The 19,112-nt window shown below is 42.2% G+C and carries 17 protein-coding genes; 7 read left to right on the forward strand and 10 right to left on the reverse strand.

Annotated elements, in window-relative coordinates; all coding sequences use genetic code 11:
- The first annotated feature begins 6 nt into the window (after positions 1-6).
- Positions 7-1,653, forward strand: a complete 1,647-nt coding sequence (locus M2408_RS04705) for a PepSY domain-containing protein (RefSeq protein WP_259179710.1) — start codon at positions 7-9, stop codon at positions 1,651-1,653.
- A gap of 582 nt (positions 1,654-2,235) precedes the next feature.
- Positions 2,236-3,018 carry a hypothetical protein gene (locus M2408_RS04710; protein WP_259179713.1) on the forward strand — a complete coding sequence of 261 codons (783 nt, stop codon included), beginning with the start codon at positions 2,236-2,238 and terminating at the stop codon, positions 3,016-3,018.
- Positions 3,019-3,022: 4 nt separating this feature from the next.
- On the opposite strand, the gene M2408_RS04715 is transcribed toward M2408_RS04710, so the two are convergent.
- Positions 3,023-4,438: a PLP-dependent aminotransferase family protein gene (locus tag M2408_RS04715; RefSeq protein WP_259179715.1), complete on the reverse strand. Its 1,416-nt coding sequence runs from the start codon at positions 4,436-4,438 to the stop codon at positions 3,023-3,025.
- Between the two features lie 2 nt (positions 4,439-4,440).
- Complete coding sequence (locus M2408_RS04720) at positions 4,441-4,809, reverse strand: hypothetical protein (protein ID WP_259179717.1); 369 nt, start codon at positions 4,807-4,809, stop codon at positions 4,441-4,443.
- A 185-nt stretch (positions 4,810-4,994) separates the two neighbouring features.
- On the opposite strand from M2408_RS04720, the gene M2408_RS04725 reads away from it, so the two are divergent.
- Positions 4,995-6,575 carry a Na+/H+ antiporter gene (locus M2408_RS04725; protein WP_259179718.1) on the forward strand — a complete coding sequence of 527 codons (1,581 nt, stop codon included), beginning with the start codon at positions 4,995-4,997 and terminating at the stop codon, positions 6,573-6,575.
- A 76-nt stretch (positions 6,576-6,651) separates the two neighbouring features.
- Positions 6,652-7,290: an NAD-dependent epimerase/dehydratase family protein gene (locus M2408_RS04730; protein ID WP_259179720.1), complete on the forward strand. Its 639-nt coding sequence runs from the start codon at positions 6,652-6,654 to the stop codon at positions 7,288-7,290.
- Between the two features lie 30 nt (positions 7,291-7,320).
- Here the strand turns inward: M2408_RS04730 and M2408_RS04735 are convergent, their stop codons facing one another.
- From M2408_RS04735 to M2408_RS04745, 3 genes are all read right to left on the reverse strand, one after another.
- Positions 7,321-7,869, reverse strand: a complete 549-nt coding sequence (locus M2408_RS04735) for a YcxB family protein (RefSeq protein ID WP_259179723.1) — start codon at positions 7,867-7,869, stop codon at positions 7,321-7,323.
- A gap of 48 nt (positions 7,870-7,917) precedes the next feature.
- Positions 7,918-9,606, reverse strand: coding sequence for a HEPN domain-containing protein (locus M2408_RS04740; RefSeq protein WP_259179725.1), 1,689 nt, complete (start codon positions 9,604-9,606; stop codon positions 7,918-7,920).
- A gap of 97 nt (positions 9,607-9,703) precedes the next feature.
- A complete protein-coding gene (locus M2408_RS04745) occupies positions 9,704-11,017 on the reverse strand; it encodes a hypothetical protein (protein WP_259179727.1) in 1,314 nt (437 codons plus the stop codon).
- A 108-nt stretch (positions 11,018-11,125) separates the two neighbouring features.
- Here M2408_RS04745 and M2408_RS04750 point away from each other — a divergent pair, with 108 nt between their 5' ends.
- Positions 11,126-11,539, forward strand: coding sequence for a hypothetical protein (locus tag M2408_RS04750; protein WP_259179730.1), 414 nt, complete (start codon positions 11,126-11,128; stop codon positions 11,537-11,539).
- 204 nt (positions 11,540-11,743) lie between these two features.
- On the forward strand, positions 11,744-12,115 hold the full coding sequence (locus tag M2408_RS04755) for a hypothetical protein (protein ID WP_259179732.1): 372 nt from the start codon (positions 11,744-11,746) through the stop codon (positions 12,113-12,115).
- A 199-nt stretch (positions 12,116-12,314) separates the two neighbouring features.
- Here the strand turns inward: M2408_RS04755 and M2408_RS04760 are convergent, their stop codons facing one another.
- A complete protein-coding gene (locus M2408_RS04760) occupies positions 12,315-12,599 on the reverse strand; it encodes a Txe/YoeB family addiction module toxin (RefSeq protein WP_259179734.1) in 285 nt (94 codons plus the stop codon).
- Positions 12,581-12,799, reverse strand: a complete 219-nt coding sequence (locus tag M2408_RS04765; RefSeq protein WP_259179737.1) for a DUF2683 family protein — start codon at positions 12,797-12,799, stop codon at positions 12,581-12,583. Before M2408_RS04765 ends, M2408_RS04760 begins: the two co-directional genes overlap by 19 nt.
- A 294-nt stretch (positions 12,800-13,093) precedes the next feature.
- Between M2408_RS04765 and M2408_RS04770 the strand changes: the two genes are divergently transcribed.
- The gene (locus M2408_RS04770; protein ID WP_259179738.1) at positions 13,094-14,314 is read left to right on the forward strand and encodes a hypothetical protein; all 1,221 of its coding nucleotides are present in this window, start codon (positions 13,094-13,096) and stop codon (positions 14,312-14,314) included.
- Between the two features lie 124 nt (positions 14,315-14,438).
- Here the strand turns inward: M2408_RS04770 and lipB are convergent, their stop codons facing one another.
- From lipB to recG, 3 genes are all read right to left on the reverse strand, one after another.
- On the reverse strand, positions 14,439-15,134 hold the full coding sequence (gene lipB, locus M2408_RS04775; RefSeq protein WP_120260352.1) for a lipoyl(octanoyl) transferase LipB: 696 nt from the start codon (positions 15,132-15,134) through the stop codon (positions 14,439-14,441).
- A 58-nt stretch (positions 15,135-15,192) separates the two neighbouring features.
- The gene (hflX, locus tag M2408_RS04780; protein ID WP_259179740.1) at positions 15,193-16,383 is read right to left on the reverse strand and encodes a GTPase HflX; all 1,191 of its coding nucleotides are present in this window, start codon (positions 16,381-16,383) and stop codon (positions 15,193-15,195) included.
- Positions 16,384-16,954: 571 nt separating this feature from the next.
- A complete protein-coding gene (recG, locus tag M2408_RS04785) occupies positions 16,955-19,060 on the reverse strand; it encodes an ATP-dependent DNA helicase RecG (protein ID WP_259179741.1) in 2,106 nt (701 codons plus the stop codon).
- Positions 19,061-19,112 lie beyond the last annotated feature (52 nt).

A 19,112-nucleotide genomic window follows, 5' to 3' on the forward strand; every position in this document is an offset into this window, starting at 1 on the left:
TCAATCATGAACAACAGAAATTACAATATCTATTTTAATACCCATACCATCAGTGGCATTATCATCTGTGCGCTTCTGTACGTGATATTTTTTGCAGGTTCTTTCGCATTTTTTAGAAATGAGATTGCAGCCTGGCAAAATAATGCGTCATACAAAACATACAAGGAAAACCATCAGAGCTTTGACAAGCTTCTGGATTCTCTAAAAGGAGAAGCCAACCTTCATGGGCGTGATATCAACTTCTATATGCACCGGGAAGGAACTTCTGCTTATGTGGGGTACACAGCGTCAAACGACACGATACTCAATAAGGAAAATCTATCCAAGATAACGCCTGAACAGAAAGCTGAAAAAAAGAAAGGCCGGAGACGGAGAGGAGGAGATGATGACTCGAAAAATTTTACCTATAATTTTGTCAATCAAAAGGTAGGAGATTATGCGCAGAACTATGATATGGGCGAGTTTTTATTTCGATTACATTTTCTGGCCCAACTCAATCAAGTACCCATTAGCATAGGAATAGCGCCATTTGGATACCTCGTTGCCGGAATTACAGCCTTTATCTTTTTATTTGCATTGATAACAGGGCTATTATTGCATTGGGACAAATTAGTGTCGAACTTCTTTGTGTTTAGGCCATTCAGCAAATGGAAGACTGTCTGGACAGATATGCACACCGCCCTGGGGGTGATTGGGTTCCCTTTTCAGTTTATTTTTGCCGTTACAGGTACATTTCTGATTGTTAATTCAGTTTTGGCATTGCCTTTCAGCAAATTGCTATACGATAGTGACCAGCAGAGAATGTATCAGGACATTGGTGTTTCCGCCAAGGAGGACTATGTGTATAGCTATAAATCTTTAAACAAGGATGTGAAAATTGCTCCTATCTTGGATATCGCAAAGACAAAGTGGCCAGAAAGCGAGTTCCTGCGTATTGTCGTAAAAAACTATGCGGATTCAAATATGCATGTTATTATGGAGCTTGAACCGCATTTTAACAGCAGCTTTGCCGGATCTGGAATATTGACCGTGAAGGTGGCCGATAATAAGATTGTAGAAGAGAAATCACCCTTAACAGGAGCGAGCTATGGGGACTATGTCCGCAGCATTATCTACCGTTTGCATTATGGTGACTATGGTGGATACCCGCTCAAAATGGTCTATTTCATCTTAGGGGTAATGGGCTGTCTGGTTATTATTTCAGGAATTCTGATCTGGGTGGTTGCACGTGATAAAAACAATGTTATTCCAAGAAAACGCAAATTCAACTTTTGGGCAGCTAATGTTTTCACAGCGATATGCTTGACGATGCTCCCGGTTACGGCGATTACATTTATTGCGATCAAAGTCAGTCCTAAAGTTGATCAGGACTTTATTTATCGGGTGTATTTTTACGCATGGCTGGTGCTGTCACTTTACTATATCATTCGTCGAAGTATAAGAAGGACAAACCGCGAGACACTATTGGTCGGAAGCATCCTTGCATTTATCGTCCCGATAGCCAATGGTCTGGTGACACATAATTGGCTTTGGAAAACATTTGTTGACGGTCAACGTGATTTATTTATTGTCGATTTTCTTTGGTTGATGATTGGTATCATTGGACTACTGGCCTTCTATAAGACAAAAAAATTCTTCCAAAAAATTCAATAATTAGAAACTGTCCGAAAGGTAAGAAGGGACGTGTCGGAAGCGTCTACATTATGTATTGTAAAATATATGCCTAGGGGCTGCTTGGATAAAGCAGCCCCTAGGCATATATAAGGTGTCACTAAAGCACCTATAAAGTACTTTTCGCCTTATACAATTTGGGAGGAGGTCCGGTACGGGACAGTTAGAGCATTTTCGCTGATTTGTTACTCCTTGTTCGATAGTTGTTCGATAGTTGTTCGGGGGCCCTTCGGGTGTGCATTGCTACTGCTTCGGGACAACGTCGGGTTTGGTTTGACTGTTCTTCGGCTGTTGCTTGCCCTGTTGTCGATGATTGACCGAAGCTGAGGCGACCAAATGTCGAACCGACTCCGAAGCAATCCCGGAGTTGGTACGAAGTATGTGCGAAACCTCCTCGAATACTGTTGGCACTTGAACGGACTTGAGGGGATTTAAAGGGAGTTGAAGGGAGTTGAAGGGACTTTGTGCGCTTTAGCAATCATAGTCTTATGTGTTGTTAAACGAGCTGTTGTTTAATTCATACGATTATTGTATTTTTAAAGTATACCAATTTAACTTAATGAAATGAGTAAATCTTCTGGTAACCGCAATACAGGAGTAAAGCAGATGGTATCATACGTGCTGAGTGAAAATAGTCGTCTAGCTGGACTTGATTTTACCTATAACAGTGGATTAGCCAGTCGTTTGTACCAGATTCTAAAATCCATTCAACCTCGTGCCTGTGAACGTAGTACCTATATACGATTACAAAATATACTTTATGAAGCTGTTCGCAATGATCGGGTGCACGATCTCGGGAGCTTACGGCTCGGATATGGATCAGTACTCCCCTTGAAAGGTTTCCGGTACTCCAAACGGGTCAGCTGGAACAATTTCTTTATGAATCACCCAGTCGCACATTTTGATGAAGCCCAGCAACAAGTTCAGGTTCAGCTTCATTTGGCAGGTCTCCGTAAATTTGAATTAATTCACGAAAGGCTAGCTAAAATAGACATAAAAATATATTGTGTGATAATTACACTGGATGACCGGAATACCCTATTTCATCATGCTAGCAAGACATTGGAGCTAAGGAAAGGAGATCATAAAGCGGACCGTAGAATTACTTTCACATTGGAGGATTGTAAAGATGCTGTTATTTTATGTCTGGGTACAGTAAGGTGCTGGCTGACGAGCCCTGATGGGCAGGACGAATTTATGTCCAACGGTGGCACCTTGATGACTGGTGAAATTTTCGATGCGCTCCTGATCCGTGGAGGTAAGCATACGATATTCCCCGAAGAAAAATCCGATAAACTGCCACCGCCTATTTTACCAAGTCACGATGATGAGGTTGACTGGGATTAGCCGATTAGATGACGGCTTTAAAAAAGCGGCCCAATCGCATCAGATCATGTGCTGTCTTTTCGTTCCAATCGACGGCATAGTTCAGGCGAATACAGTTTTTAAATTGATCATGTTGGGTAAACATTCGACCTGGAGCAAAGCTCAATTTTTGTTTTAGCGCATAATCGTATAGTACGGTAGAATCAATTTTTGGATCCATTTCCAACCAGAGCACAAATCCACCTTCGGGCTGTGACATCTTGGTATTCTCGGGAAAATGGGCCTCGATACTATTTCTAAAATTGATGTAATTGCTGTACAACTTCTTTCTAAAGGTGTTGAGGTGGTGGTCATAACGACCGATCTGCAGAAATTTGGCGACAGCCTCTTGGTAAATAGCCGGCTGCGAGATGGTCTGGATCAGCCGTTGTTTGAGAATCTTGTCCTTATACTTTCCGGGTTCTACCCATCCGATGCGAAAACTTGGAGCCAATACCTTGGTGACAGATCCGCACCACATGACCAAACCTTCTTCATCAAAGTATTTACAGGGCTTGGGTCTTGAGTTTCCGAAATAAATATTTCCATAAAGGTCGTCTTCGATCAAGGGAATATGATGGAAAGCAAGGAGCTTGACAAGTTCTTTTTTATGTTCATCGGGCATCAGGGCACCTAAGGGGTTGCTGAAATTAGAAACAAAGCAGCATACATCGATTTTATGGATTACTTTTTTAAGGGCGTCCAGTTCAATACCTGTAATGGGATGTGTCGGTATCTCAATGGTCTTCAATCCCAATACCTGAAATGCTTGGATAAAGCCAAAATAGAGGGGACTTTCCACAGCAATGGTATCACCAGGCTTCGTGACTGCGCGGAGGCAGCTATAAATGGCGTTCATGGCACCCGAAGTGATAATCAGATCTTCGTCGCTTATTTTTCCCTCCAGTACGAGCGACCATTTGGCAATCTCTTTACGTAGAGTCGGACTACCCTGCACCTGTCCGTACTGATCGCCGTAATCGTGCAGCTCGTGCACCGTTTCCAGGATACATTTATTGAGTTTCTGAATGGGGAGCAAAGAGGGGCTGGGCAGTCCCAAAGAGAATCGCGTAATTTCCTTATCCTCCAACGAGTGAAAAACTTTATCAATCAATGCCGCGGGATCTTGCTTCTTTTCATCAATCTTAAATGTTGAGATCGACGGTATGGACATCCGGCGCTGCCCGGCCAGGCTGACAAAAAATCCCGATTTGGGGCGAGACTCAATTAGCGATCTGCTCTCGAGCTCCATGTAGGCGCTCTTTGCCGTATTTAAGCTCACATTATACAATTTCTGTGCGCTACGGACAGAAGGTAAACGGTCACCGTAGGTCAAAGAGCCATTTTTGATCTGATTCTCTACAATGTTTGCAATTTTTTTATACAATTGTTGCTGCTCCATACTTATACTAATTTACTGTTTCCCTTTGGATTTACCCAATCATGAAAATGACGGATTCCCCTTTTTAGCGATTCTTCGCTGCCAAACATATTTAAAAGCTGTTGTTCGAAATAAACCTGCGCTTTGCGCTTAAATACCTTTGATAATTCTTCGGAAACTTCAGTTCGATAAGAAATTTCGACGGTAAGCTTGTTGTTTTCGGATACTGTAGCAGAGGAAACAGCTGCTATTTCTTCGTTTTGCGCAAGCAGGAGAAAAGGCATGTGCAGCAGATCTTTGTTGGCCACTTCGGACTGAGCCATTTTTAGTAAAGAGAGATCAGAGAGATCAACCTGTCTGATGGAATACGATTGATGTGTTGTAGTCGACATGGTAATAAATCTTTTTGCTAATTTAAGAAGGGTACAGGCCGAATTTGAGGTACAGAATTGGGGTAAAACTAGGGTACAGATGAAAAAGTAAAAAATATGATCGGGAGTTGATGGTTTTTAATTTCCATTTAAGATATTTACAAGAGTTAATGATATGTCTCAAGACCAATAAATTATGACAGCCTATGCATAACTTGTTCCCGCTATTTATCGCCATGATTACAGCCATCGTTCTACTCGAAATGCTGGCCACGAAACTTCGGGTTGCTTATCCCATTTTACTGGTATTGGCGGGCTTGATTGTCAGCTTTATTCCAACATTACCCGTTGTTACGATCGATCCGGATGTTATTTTTCTGATTTTCCTTCCACCCTTGCTATGTGAGGCTGCATGGTCGATTTCGTATAAGGAGATGAAGAAATGGTGGCGTATTATTGGAAGTTTCGCCTTTTTGGTGGTTTTCTTCACCGCACTATCTGTTGCGGTGGTTGCCAATCATTATATTCCGGGTTTCACGCTCGCAATGGGTTTTCTACTGGGCGGGATTGTTTCCCCGCCAGATGCCGTCAGTACGGGGGCCATCATGAAGTTTGTGAAAGTTCCAAAATCTACTTCTGCAATCTTGGAAGGGGAGAGTCTGCTGAATGATGCTTCCTCTTTGATTATTGTCCGTTTTGCACTGATTGCCGTGGGTATGGGGCAGTTTGTATGGCAGGAGGCAGCGGTATCTTTTATTTGGATGTTGGTCGGTGGGGTTGGTATCGGTGTTCTGTTGGGTTGGTTTTTTATCCAGGCACATAAACGCTTACCGACAGACGCGCCATCGGATATTGCATTGACCTTGATCGAACCCTATTTTATGTATTGGATTGCCGAGCAGTTTCACAGTTCTGGGGTGCTGGCGGTCGTTGCGGGAAGTCTGTTGATGTCCAACCAGCGGCTTAAATTTCTGAACAGTACCAGTCGTGTGCGAGGGCTGAGTGTCTGGGAAAGTTTTGTGTTTATCCTGAATGGGATTGTATTTTTTATTATCGGTCTTGATCTTCCCGAGATTGTGGCAGGCTTGCGCGCGAACGGAACTTCGTTACGGGAGGCGATCGGTTACGGTCTTTTGGTGACGGCAGTCCTTATCCTTGCCCGCGTGATCAGCGCCTATGCTGCAATGATTGCAACGCTTATCTTTCGTCCAAGTGTGGCACCTAGGGCGCGGTCTTCAAAACAACGTTTCTTTATGCCACTTTTACTGGGCTGGACAGGAATGCGGGGAGTGGTTTCCTTGGCAGCCGCGCTTTCCATTCCTTTGGTCATGAATGGTACTGTGATCCCGCAGCGGCATCTGATTCTATTTATCACCTTTGTCGTTATTCTCTCAACCCTTTTGGTTCAGGGGCTCACTTTACCTTATCTGATCAAGCGAACGAAGCTCTTTGATACTGTTCTTGCAGAGGCGCCCGAAGAAGTTGCCAAACAGCAGATGAAGCAAGGCTTAAAACAGCATGTCTATCAGTTTCTCAAAGATAAATACGAGAAAGAAGAACATAATCGGGAGGCAATGGAGAGGATTTTGCGACATTGGGAGGAAAAAGTCAATGCTGCAGATGATTCGTGGATGAATGAACGCACGAAGGTGATTTTCATTGAATTGTTGGATGTGCAGCGCGAATATCTAGAAAAATTGAACTGTGAGTCGGAGATTGATGAGGATCTCGTCCGTTCACAGCTCTATCAGATTGACCTGGAGGAAGAGCGCTTGCGCATGATATAATGCCGTGCTATCCTATTGATCTGAATAAATAATAATAATTGTAGCCCTTTGGGCTTGATACATAAGTTGAATTGCGATGAAAGTTATAATAACAGGGGCCACCGGAATGGTCGGAGAAGGTATTTTATTGGAATGTCTTCAAAACAATAAAGTAGAGGCGGTATTGAGCATATCACGTCGTACTGCTGATATACAACATCCAAAGTTAAAAGAACTTTTGGTTAAGGATTTCACGGATCTTTCCGAAGTTGAGGCGGAGATCCGGGGCTATGATGCCTGTTTTTATTGCGCAGGTGTCAGTTCCGTTGGCATGAAGGAGGACAAATACCGCTATATCACCTATGATACGACATTGGCATTTGCAAAATCGCTTTTGAAGATCAATCCCGAAATCAGCTTTATCTACGTGTCCGGGGGGAGTACGGATAGTACCGAGCAAGGGAAGGTGATGTGGGCAAGAGTGAAGGGTAAAACGGAGAATGATTTGGCGAAATTGCCGTTTAGGAAGGAATACAATTTCCGGCCAGGTGGAATGACCACCGTTGCGGGACAGAATCATGCCAATCCATTCTCGTTTGTTGCCAAGATTATAAAGTTCTTTGCCCCTTCGGCGGTGTTGTCCCTACATGAGGTGGGTCGGGCGATGATTCATGCCGTGGAGCGGGACGATGTAAAAAATATATTGGAAATCAAGGATATCAGGGCATTGGCTTAGTTTACGGATGGACATAAGGTCTTTCGATCATTATTTCCATTTCCAGTCTAGTTCTTCCTGATAGGCGATATGAAGACGTTGGCTGAGCTCTGTCAGGAAAGCTTTAAATTCGGCGGTATCTTCGATCTGCTGTTTTGGAAAAAACAGTTGATCGGCCATTTTTAGTTTGATAAAAAATGCGAAGGCCGTTTCAGTGATATATTCAAACTGATCGTATTGATATTTGGACTCCATTTGTGTGCTTTTGATCTGGAGATAATTATCTTCAAAGGTAATTGTGTGTAGAATGCCGATCCGATTTTGAAATTCAGGGCTTTTGACATATTTGGTGAAATGGCGCTTATAGTATATCCCGAGATATTTTGGGAAAAACAGAAAGGCGATTATGCTCACTACGATAATCAGAATTGCCAGTTGACGTTCATAGTAAAAAAAAGGGATGGCGAGTATCAGCATAAGCAGCATAAACATGAAACGTGATTTTTTACGTGCTTTAATTATTTGAGGTGATTTGGACATGCTGAACAGCAATGCATCCAGTTGATCTTGCTCGGAAAGGGTTAGTTGAAGTTCTTTCATAATTTAAATGTATTAAATTGGTAAGATAACTGGAAATGGTTTTATTTCTTACGCTATTTTCTCGACCTGAATAGCACTTGCTATTTTCCCAAAGTAATCTTCCATCTCTTGGTTACATTTTTCGATAAACAACTTTGTAAGCTCCTGTAATCTTATAATGGCGCATGGGTCTCCTTTATAGTTGGCGTTATGTCTAAATTCCTGCTGAGCTTTGATAACTTCCTTAAACAGTTTAACCTGGTCGCTGTTGTTGAGACAAAAGGTCGCGTGTGCTTCGGGAACAATTAGTCGGCAGAGATTCATTAAAAAGGGAAGACCTACTGATTGAGGTTTGTATTGAAGGATTGTATTGATAACACCGAGACAGGTTTGTTCTAAAACTTGTGATAGCGAATGATATCCAGCTTCGACGCCGAAAGACCAATTGTCTTCAAAAGCATAGTAGATGCAGCGGGCATTATTATAGCGGTTGTGCCATTGCTGACGTGCATAATCCAAGTCGAGTTGAGGGGCGACAATACTGTCAGGTTTGATATTTTCAACTATTGCATTTTGAAACCAGATATCACCGACTTTTACGAGGGATAGAAAGAAGGGATGGCCTTTGGAAAGTTTTTTGATAAAGGGTATTGTTTCTTCTGTGACCAAGGTCAGCGACACATTTTTCGGCAGCAGGTCGATTGTCTGTTGCTGTAGGTTGGCGAGGTCTGTATTTAGGCTATCATACGCAATAAAGAGGTAGTAAGCATGCGTTATCTGGTCTTCTTTATTGTTTTGGAGCAGGCTATTGTACTTATGTTGATCCGAATGATAACCGAAGCAGACAACTAAGGAGGGGGTACAGTATAACTCTAGAATATTTAAGATCAGGTCACGATAATTGCTGTTGCAATGATTACTATTGTAAATAGCGATGTTTCTTTTGAATTTTTCAATCTTCCTATACTGAATTTGTTTTGGGCTAAGTTGTTCTCTGATTTCTTCGAATAAAAGATTGGAATAATCGTAGATCCAGTTTAATGCATTAATAGCAATTTGATAAGCTGTTTCTAATAAGCTTTTGTCAATTGTGTAATCGTGATTATATCTGTAGTCAATATAAGCTTCGTCGATCTTGTCTAGCGCTTTTTTTTCGTGATCTTTGACTGCGAGCTTGGCAATTTTAGAATCAAATGTTTTCAGGTAGCTAATATTACCTTTTAGCGAATGTGATTTCTTTTCATCGCCTTTTAGTAGGCTTTCTGCCGTTTTGAGTGATAGCTCAATGGCTTGATGTAGCATAAATGCGGCATGTGCATGGTTATCATGTCCTATATAGAAGTTGTAGCCGTCAATAAAGGAACGGATTTTGGTTTTCTCTTTATCTATATACAGCCCGGATCTTTCAATAATCTGTTCAGCAGGATCGTTAGGTAATACGAGCGGTATTTCCTGTGCGGGATTGTGGTAGATACGGTTTTCAGGTTGGCAAATCAGGTAAGTGCGGCCTAATCCCTGTCCGAGTTTCTTTTGTATTTCATGTACGAAATTTAAGTTGAAGTAAAGGTTGGGGTAACTTTTTAATGCTTCGTTGACGAGTTCGCGTGCATCAGCAAACCGGATTCCGGGATTTGGAGGCAGATTGATCTGTAGCATTTGATATTTCTTTCCGTCGCGGGCATAGGTCCATTGGTAGATTTCATCAACGACAATAGTGCGAAGGATAGCTTCGATGATTGGAGTAAGTTCTGTGTTCATAATTGATTGGTTTGGTGTTGTCTTTATTTTTGAAAGTCAAACAGGTTAGTTGTCGCGCCACGATGCGGGACAAAATGATTGGTTGAATAGGAAGCTGCTATCTTCCTGTTTCTAGTGGAGGTATTTGATTTTGATTTAGAAGATCTATTTCGTTTGAGAAGGCCACTAAATAAGCGAGCTCTATTATTTTGATAATGGTTTGATAGATTCGTGTACTGTAATCCGAATAGTCTCCGGTATATCGATTTTTATCGAGTGCATAATTGATCCAATCATATAAGATCTCATCCCATTGTTGTTGACTGTAGGTGTTAACAGTCGCTAATAACGATGATAATGGGTGTCCCAATTCTTCGTCTGATATATAATAGAGTATAATCTTCTTGTTTTCATGCCTAATCAAAATTGATTGACATTCTGGCAATATGGAGATGGAGGGTTCTATATCTATTAAGCTAATAGGAGACTCTTCAAGTTTATTGGACAGCATTTCCAATAAAGAGTAAATGCAGGAATAGGTATAGAGGAGATTTGCTCCAGAGAATTTATGGTTTTCATTGTTAGCGGACCAAAATTCATTTTCGGTAATGACTGTCCGGTACCAATATCGGATATCTTCTTTCCAACCATTTAGGTCGTCTCTATCGAAGAAGTTTTTGAGTACTGAAATGGAGTAGGATTGGGGAGAAAGCCATGCGGGCAATATGATCCGTTCCTTTGGGTTCAATATTTCGTTTTCCAATAGGTCATCGGAGGGTTCCTCCTTTGTCTTTAAGCTTTCGGTCTGTTCCAAGGACGTTTGGTCTTGACTTTCTTTATTTTCAATCTCTTCTTGATTGTTTGCAATACTGTCTGGAAGCGATTTATTTTCATATATTTTATGCAGCGATATAGCTAATCTTTGTAATAATTCTCTGGTCGCAAGGATTTCCTTACCTACATTTCCCAGAAATTCACCATTTCTATCGCTAATATTTATCCAAATTTCATCTAAAGCTTCATACCATTGCCCTAACGATTGGTGCGAGAAAAATCGGCTGATTTCATCTTCTGGCGATTCAATGTCATTTACACTGATACATTCCCCTGATACATAATTCCAATAGTCAGAATCACATTTAAAAAAGTCCAATGGATTTTTTAGCTTTTTCAAATTGCATTTTTTAAGAATGACATAGGCTAATTCTACCAGTTCAATTAATTTTTTTGTGTTGTAGCCTGAATGAGAGTGGGGACTGTTCATTTTTGCATTTGAAGCAGCATTGATGAGCAGGTTTATATCCATAAGGAGATAACGAATAGATGTCTCTTGTTCAAAAAAATCGTTGAGATACATCAGTGGATCTTCAATATACTCCTTGCTTAAATAGCGAAAATGTTTCGCTTTTAGTTTCTTTTGCGTATTTTTCATGCTAGGAATGTTTTTTGGTTAAATAATATGTTTATAATTATCTTCTGTAAAGCTAATTTAAGAACTATATTTCATCAAAACAAATTTAAAATATTAAAATTTTCAGAGATGAGTTCTATTTTGAAGAGAATTAAGGTTGTTTCAGAAAAAGAGGGGATAAGTGTGTCCGCTTTAGAAGCATCAATTGGGGCTAGTAAGGGTGTTTTTACACGAGCACTGGCGAATAATACTGATGTTCAAGCGAAATGGTTAGTCAATCTTGCTGAAAAATATCCCAAATATTCCTCAGAATGGTTATTGAGAGGCGAGGGGGAGATGCTTAAGCCTGTTTTAGCCAAGGATAGTGAAGAAACGTATCTAACATCTGAGTTGGAGGGAATCACTAATGGGGAGATTAATACGTTAAAACAATTGATCGCTTCTCAAAATATGACTATTAAATCTCAAGAGAAGACAATTATGTCTTTGGAGAGATTATTGTCTTCATTTGAGCAAGAGATTGAATCGCTGCGGAATAAATAGATTCTAATGAGAAATTTTTGTTTTCTTATCGAAGACGGAAAGCTAATTGGTTATTATTTTCATGGGAATAAGTTATTCAATTGCTGTGAAATCAATAGGAATTAGCGAGTCTCGTTTTTTGCGGAGATAAACTTCTGCACAAGCGGGAAACTTAGTTTGTTGTGGCTTGGTTTAAAATAATAGCGTCTTAAAAGTAGAATAATTGTGAACGTAAAAGAACGCGTATTGCTAATCGCTGAAAGAAAGGGCATCAGTAAAACTGAATTTTTTAAAGATCTGGGGCTTTCCTATGCCAATTTTAAGGGCGGTCAGAAAAATACGGCGCTGAGTTCGGATGCAATGATTGCGATATTGACCCGCCATCAGGATATTAGCCCTGCCTGGTTATTGATGGGTGAAGGCAAAATGATGCGTAGCGCGGAAACCGTTAGCCCCGAACCGCAGATTGCTGCTGCAAGTTCCGAAGGTTCGTCAGTTTCCAAACAATTGGTCGCCGCGCTTGAACAGACGATCAAAGCGCAGGAAAAGACAATTTCTGCATTGGAGGGACAGGTGGTACTGCTGAATCGGAAATAAAACTCATTGCCCTGTAGGTAAACCTCGTTTGACTTTTCAGTTGTTCGCTTTAAAAGCTTTTTCTCAAGGAAGTTCACTAAACTGTCTTTCAATAGTACCGTCGCTCGATACTTGAAATTGGAGCAAGAAGTATGTTGTCTTAATGATTTGGCTGAGAGGGTTCTGTTACTATTGCGTTTTGCGGGGAATTGGCACTTTATTACTTGTCGTCGTAATGACCAATAAAACTTAGTACTAATACCAAAACTTTATGATCAATGATTTCATAGACAACTCTATCTTTTTGATTTAGTCGTCTACTCCAAATGTCAGAATTACCTTGGTTTCGTAATGGTTTCGGGAGGCCAATTCCTTCTTTAGGGTGATTTTCTAGTTCTTCGAGGAGTTTTACGACCTTGGTCATGTCGATTTTACTTCCTCTTTTTTTGATCTGGGCAAGATCTTTTTGCGCCTTCATAGAAAGTTCTATTTGATACTGTCCCATACATTTTTGGAAGTTACCATGATAGTCTTTCCTTCTTTTAAATCCTTTCTTCCGTCTTCAATCAACTGTGTTAGTTCCGATGAGAGTTCTTTTTCTTCAACGGAGACATTCTTTACCCCAAGAGCTTTTAAAACAGCAATTATTTTTTTTCTTTCCGAAGAACTAGAAGCGTGCTCAAATGAAAATACTGTTGTTGTCATAATGTTTTACTTGTTTAAAATAGTGGTTGTGAAACTTATGCCTTGATGCAAAGATACGAAAACTATTTTTCATTAGTAAAGCCACTTAGTTATTGAAATTGGAACAAATCAACCCTTCGTTCGCGAAATAGCTGATTATAGCGATTTCCTTGGCCTCCTTTTTGCCTATTTTTGTTCAGTATCAGAGATGCTATTGTTATGTTAAACATGTTGAGCTGTTCTTAGGGATGGGTTTCAGCGAATTTAGCCGACTTTGATGGATATCTGCATCGCTATTTAAAGAAATAAAGCTATATGTTTAGAAAAGTATTACTCCTGTGCTGTATCCTATACAGTTGTTTTGTGAACCGAAGCATGGCGCAGCCAGCGGGTGAACGGCCTGTGTATACATCCAAGTGGGGCTATCTCTATCGGGAGTCTGGAAATAACAATGATCCTTTGGGGGTATTTAGCACTGAAGCACCGATTTATCTGCTCGACTCGACTAACATGCAGTATAAGGTGCAGGTCAGCAACGGCGATATCGGCTTTATCGACCGACAACCACTGAAGAAATTCATGGATGGGAAAAAATCTGCTGGCGAGCCCGCTAAATATTTTTATCGGGGCGTCGAAGGGTATCAGTGCCCGCACTATTATGTGCAGGTGTCCGAACTGCGTGTCCGTAAAGCGCCGTCAACGACAAGCACCGCTGTGCGCCGCGCACCGCTCAATGAGTTGCTGTGCATTGATTATGTCCCTTTATATACCGACGGTTGGGTGTATATCGGCGATCATTTTCATGAACAGCCTGAATATGTTCAGTTGAAATTTTTGGGTTCCGTCCTGACCTACGATAAAGTGCTGAAAGATTATTTGGCGGTAAAAGGTAAGGATCAAGAAAAAGAACTGGTTCAGGTAGGAAGATTGCGGGAGCTGGCCTGGCGGGAAGAGAAAAACTTAAAACAGGCCTTTTCCTATTGGAAGGAATCTTATACCGCCTATGGGGTGGAAAATCCGAAAGTCGATATTGATTTTGAATTGCTGCTGGCCAGTAAACTGGATAAAAAGCCTGATTTTGAAGCGTATGAAAAGAAAATGAAGGCGCTGAACTTGCATTTTATCTGGAAAGGGTTGTCGCTCGTGGACGGAGAGATCAAGGATGCACAAATGAACCAATTGAAGATGCAACGTGTTGCGGATATCCCGGATATGCCCGAATGTGGCTGGGAACCGCACTACTTTTATAAAACCCCGAATATGATCGTGGCATTCGAGGAAAATTACAAAAAGAAGATCGTAGGAACGGTCTATAAGCTATACTTTACGGATGGTGAGATTTTAGTGGTAGGCAATGAGCGTATGGACGCCAATTACACTGAAAGGGATTTTATCAATCATTTTGGCGATATGGTCTCTGCAAATATGATCGAGGAGCCGCATGTATACCGTCTTCAAAATGGCGATGCAGGTCAACTGATCATTACCTTTAAAGATGGCAAACTGTTTAGCTATGACTGTATGTACTATTGTTAGCCGACCAGAGTAAGGCGCTAAATAAAGAAACATAATCTACGGAGGTTCTCTGTTTTTAAGGATACCATCAACAAACAAGGACCTGTGTTGAGCAGGTCCTTGTTCGTTTCTATGATTTCTAATGCTAGATTACTTCCATTTCAAAAAGTCTGGCGATGTGTCCGCGAAGTTTTTCCTTCACTTCATCCATATCGACTTCTTGACCCAGTTCCCGCTTCAATGAGGTCACGTCTTTGTCGTCGATACCACATGGGATGATATTGCTGAAATAATCCAGGTCTGTATTGACGTTAAAGGCGAAGCCATGCATGGTGACCCAGCGTGAGGCACGCACGCCCATCGCGCAGATCTTGCGGGCCGTGGGCTTGTCTGGCTCGATCCAGACCCCCGTAAATCCGGGGTATCTCCCCGCCGGAACACCATAATCGGCGCAGGTCAGAATAATCGCTTCTTCCAATGTCCTTAAATAAAGGTGGATATCGGTAAAAAAGTTGTCGAGATCCAGAATCGGATATCCTACAATCTGACCAGGTCCATGGTAGGTGATATCACCGCCACGGTTGATTTTATAGAACTTCGCTTCTTTTTCTTCCAGGCCTTTCTCATCCAGGAGCAGGTATTCTTCGTGTCCGCTTTTTCCTAAGGTATAGACATGGGGGTGGGCTGTGAAAATCAGGTAGTTTGGCGTGTCTGTCGTGGTCGCATTGACCCGATTGTCGTGTTTGACGTCTAATACACCCTTGAAGATGGACTCTTGTCTGTCCCAGGCTTCCTGATAGTCTACAAGTCCCCAATCTTGGAACTGCACCACTTTATTCATTGCTTATTTTTTTAAGAAGACGGATCGTCAGTAACGATCCGCCGTCATGTTTGTCAAATTAATACAACAGGTTGTTGTATGGATAACGTTCATTGTGCATCTTCACGATGATATCGTAAAGTTTCTGTTTGAACTCTTCGATATTTGTCTTGTTTGTCGCAGACAGGAAGATCGCCGGATCGGAGTTTTTCGCCATCCATGAATTGCGGAAATCATCCAATGTAATCTCTACCTCTTCACCATCGTGTCCCTCTTCAATAGCCGGTTTGTACAGGTCAATTTTGTTGAACACTGTAATAACGGGCTTATCTAAAGCTTTCAGATCTTTCAATGTCTCATTCACCGCCTGAATATGGTCTTCAAAGTTAGGGTGTGAGATATCTACCACATGGATCAGCACATCTGCTTCTCTGACTTCATCCAATGTAGATTTGAAACATTCCACCAGGTGATGCGGTAATTTGCGGATAAAACCTACCGTATCGGACAACAGGAACGGTAGATTGTCGATAACGACCTTACGTACCGTAGTGTCAAGCGTTGCAAAAAGTTTGTTCTCGATCAATACGTCAGATTTGGAGATCATATTCATGATCGTTGATTTACCAACGTTTGTATAACCTACCAGAGCTACGCGGATCATCTCGCCACGGTTTTTGCGCTGGGTTTCATTCTGCTTGTCGATCGTTCTTAGTCTCTCCTTGAACAACGAAATTTTGTCCAAGATAATCCGTCTATCGGTTTCGATCTGCGATTCACCGGGACCACGCATACCGATACCCCCGCGTTGACGCTCCAAGTGAGTCCACAAGCGGGTCAATCGTGGTAAGAGGTATTGCAATTGGGCCAGTTCCACCTGGGTTTTTGCCTGTGCAGTTTTCGCATGTCGGGCAAAGATATCCAAGATTAGATTGGAACGGTCTAAGACTTTGCGTTGGAGTTCTTTCTCGATGTTACGCAATTGGGATGGGGATAACTCATCGTCAAAGACAACAATGTCGATCTCTTCGGCTTCGACATAGGCTTTGATCTCCTCAAGTTTTCCGCTACCGACAAATGTCGCTCTATCCGGAAAAGCTAATTTCTGTGTAAACATACCTTTGGTCTCTCCACCGGCTGTCTGTACGAGAAATTCAAGTTCTTCCAGATATTCCCTTGCTTTTGCCTCAGTCACGCCTTGGGTGATCACACTGACCAAGACGGCTGTTTCGGGTTTTATTGCTGTATCGTGTATTTTAATTCTGGCCATTTTGTACTATTAAGTATATTGTAGCGTATGGAGCGCGTTCAGCTATGTTCATAGCGATCGTCTGCCTCTTATCATACTTCCACTTTTAATTTTTGTTTTGAAAAAGGTGAATTTAAGAAAAACCAATAAGTTTTTTGTGATGTGCTTACCAGGGCAACTCAAAATAAGTAAGCGGTCAGTCGCCATCTTTTGCCTAGTAAAAGAAGGGGATATTTTCTATATCATGTTCATAATGATGCAAAAATAAATAATTTTGATTTTATATACAAATGAATTGAGTGCTGTTGGCCCATAAGTTATTTATGACGATCTGTTTACTTGTCTTTTGATGATAGGGCCATGGGGAAGTGAAATAGCACTAAAGGCTTGCATGCGATATGCGGTAGTACCGCTGAACCCTGTTGATAGTCTCCCCTGAAGGATATCGGGATTCGGATTGCCAAAATAGTTTATTGAATGCCAGCTTATGGAGCATTCTTGTGAGCGCTAAAGCTGCCATCATCTGGTTTGTGCCGAATATGTAGTACTTCTTGTTTTGAATTTGAACGCGGCAGTGAGGACTGGCTGATGATCAAGATATTTTGTCCCAGGCAATACCGTCTGATTTCTGGGCCAAAAAGCTTCTAAGCAGGTAGTTTTTTTCGCTCTGAAGCGTAGGGTCTTCTTTGAATATGGCAATGACGGTGCTTCTACATTCGGTCAATAGGGCCTGATCTGTCGCCAGATTGGCCATCTTAAGGTCGAGGACACCGGATTGTTGTGTGCCGGAGATATCCCCAGGGCCGCGTAATTCCAGGTCAACTTCGGCAATCTCAAAACCATCATTGGTGCGTACCATGGTATCCAGTCGGAGGCGTCCTTCTTTGCTGAGCTTATTGCCCGACATCAGGATACAAAAGGACTGCTCGGCTCCACGGCCTACACGTCCCCGTAATTGATGGAGTTGGGAGAGGCCAAATCGTTCGGAGTTTTCAATGACCATGACCGAGGCATTAGGCACATTGACACCAACTTCAATCACAGTTGTTGCCACCATGATCTGTGTTTCGTGTTTTACAAAACGCTGCATCTCAAAATCCTTATCCTTCACGGGCATCTTGCCGTGGACAATACTGATCTTATATTGTGGGAGAGGAAATTCGCGTTGCAAATTTTCTAGCCCTGCTTCTAGATAGATCAAATCCAGTTTTTCACTTTCTTTGATTAGGGGGTAAACCAGATATACTTGTCTGCCTTTAGCGATTTCTTCACGCATAAAGCCAAACATCCGCAGACGGGAGCTTTCAAAGAAGTGTACAGTCTTAATAGGTTTACGTCCCGCTGGAAGTTCGTCGATCACCGAAATATCGAGATCACCATACATCGTCATCGCCAGTGTCCTTGGAATGGGCGTAGCTGTCATGACCAGCATATGTGGTGGGATGACATTCTTGCGCCAGAGCTTGGCGCGCTGTTCTACACCAAAACGGTGCTGTTCATCAATAACGACGAAGCCGAGATTCTTGAATTGCACCTTATCTTCAATCAGCGCATGGGTACCGATCAGGATGTCGAGCGTGCCCTCTTCGAGGGCCTGATGGATCAACCTGCGTTCTTTGGTACTGGTCGATCCCGTGAGTAGCTTGATGCTGACGAGATCATCACCGACGAGCTGTTTGAGTCCATGGTAATGTTGCGTGGCCAAGATCTCGGTGGGTGCCATCATGCAGGCTTGGAAGCCATTGTCAACTGCGAGCAGCATACTCATCAGGGCAACCACCGTTTTGCCGGAGCCCACATCGCCTTGCACGAGACGGTTCATCTGCGCGCCGGTATTGGTATCGATACGGATTTCTTTAACAACACGTTTCTGTGCACCTGTCAACGGGAATGGAAGGCGCTCATTGAAAAAAGTGTTGAATTTTTCGCCTACTTTATTGAAACGCTGCCCCCTGAATTTCTGCGTGTTCAGTTGTTTGTTGTTGAGCAGTTTGAGCTGGATGAAAAACAGTTCCTCAAATTTGATCCTTTTGATGGCCTGGTTCAATTCCTTTTGGTTGCTCGGGAAATGAATGGACGCTAGCGCCTGCTGGTGGGAAACCAGTTGATGTTTTGCCATTATTTCCTGGGGGATCGTTTCACCGATACTCCGAAATACGGTCTCCAATGCTGTTTGCTGCAAGCGTTGGATGCCTTTGGTATCCAAATTGAATTTTTTGAGTTTCTCCGTGGAGGAATAGACTGGCTGTAGGCTCATGTTGCCGGCCTGTTTGACCTGTGGGTTGTACAGGTCCATTTCAGGATGGGTGATGGATAGCTGCCCATTAAATTCACTGGGTTTGCCATAAATGATATAGGCCGAACCTACTTTCAGAGACTTTTGGAGCCAGGGAATAGACTGGAACCAGACGAGCTCCATGGAGCCGGTTTCGTCCTTGAATGAGCCGACGAGACGTTTAGTTCTTTTCTCACCCACGAGCTGTAGTGAAACCAGCCGTCCCAAAACCTGTGCCGCCATCATATCAGGGTGCAGCTTCCGTATCTTATGGAATTCTGTGCGGTCGATATAACGGAAAGGGTATTGAGTCAACAGGTCACCAATGGTAAATACCTGTAACTCTTTCTTGAGCACATCTGCCTTTTGGGGACCTACACCTTTGAGGTATTCTATCGGGGTAATTAAACTTAATTCAGCCATTCTTCTCGAATGGCTAAAATACGAAAAATTTAATTTTTACGATTTAAATACT

This window comes from Sphingobacterium sp. BIGb0165, assembly GCF_024810095.1.
Lineage (GTDB): Bacteria > Bacteroidota > Bacteroidia > Sphingobacteriales > Sphingobacteriaceae > Sphingobacterium > Sphingobacterium detergens.

Bases quoted from the DNA above. Each gene is read 5' to 3' on its own strand.
- M2408_RS04705 (WP_259179710.1), top strand. From the start codon at position 7: ATGAACAACAGAAATTACAATATCTATTTTAATACCCATACCATCAGT.
- M2408_RS04710 (WP_259179713.1), top strand. From the start codon at position 2,236: ATGAGTAAATCTTCTGGTAACCGCAATACAGGAGTAAAGCAGATGGTA.
- M2408_RS04715 (WP_259179715.1), bottom strand. From the start codon at position 4,438: ATGGAGCAGCAACAATTGTATAAAAAAATTGCAAACATTGTAGAGAAT.
- M2408_RS04720 (WP_259179717.1), bottom strand. From the start codon at position 4,809: ATGTCGACTACAACACATCAATCGTATTCCATCAGACAGGTTGATCTC.
- M2408_RS04725 (WP_259179718.1), top strand. From the start codon at position 4,995: ATGCATAACTTGTTCCCGCTATTTATCGCCATGATTACAGCCATCGTT.
- M2408_RS04730 (WP_259179720.1), top strand. From the start codon at position 6,652: ATGAAAGTTATAATAACAGGGGCCACCGGAATGGTCGGAGAAGGTATT.
- M2408_RS04735 (WP_259179723.1), bottom strand. From the start codon at position 7,869: ATGAAAGAACTTCAACTAACCCTTTCCGAGCAAGATCAACTGGATGCA.
- M2408_RS04740 (WP_259179725.1), bottom strand. From the start codon at position 9,606: ATGAACACAGAACTTACTCCAATCATCGAAGCTATCCTTCGCACTATT.
- M2408_RS04745 (WP_259179727.1), bottom strand. From the start codon at position 11,017: ATGAAAAATACGCAAAAGAAACTAAAAGCGAAACATTTTCGCTATTTA.
- M2408_RS04750 (WP_259179730.1), top strand. From the start codon at position 11,126: ATGAGTTCTATTTTGAAGAGAATTAAGGTTGTTTCAGAAAAAGAGGGG.
- M2408_RS04760 (WP_259179734.1), bottom strand. From the start codon at position 12,599: ATGGGACAGTATCAAATAGAACTTTCTATGAAGGCGCAAAAAGATCTT.
- M2408_RS04765 (WP_259179737.1), bottom strand. From the start codon at position 12,799: ATGACAACAACAGTATTTTCATTTGAGCACGCTTCTAGTTCTTCGGAA.
- M2408_RS04770 (WP_259179738.1), top strand. From the start codon at position 13,094: ATGTTTAGAAAAGTATTACTCCTGTGCTGTATCCTATACAGTTGTTTT.
- lipB (WP_120260352.1), bottom strand. From the start codon at position 15,134: ATGAATAAAGTGGTGCAGTTCCAAGATTGGGGACTTGTAGACTATCAG.
- hflX (WP_259179740.1), bottom strand. From the start codon at position 16,383: ATGGCCAGAATTAAAATACACGATACAGCAATAAAACCCGAAACAGCC.
- recG (WP_259179741.1), bottom strand. From the start codon at position 19,060: ATGGCTGAATTAAGTTTAATTACCCCGATAGAATACCTCAAAGGTGTA.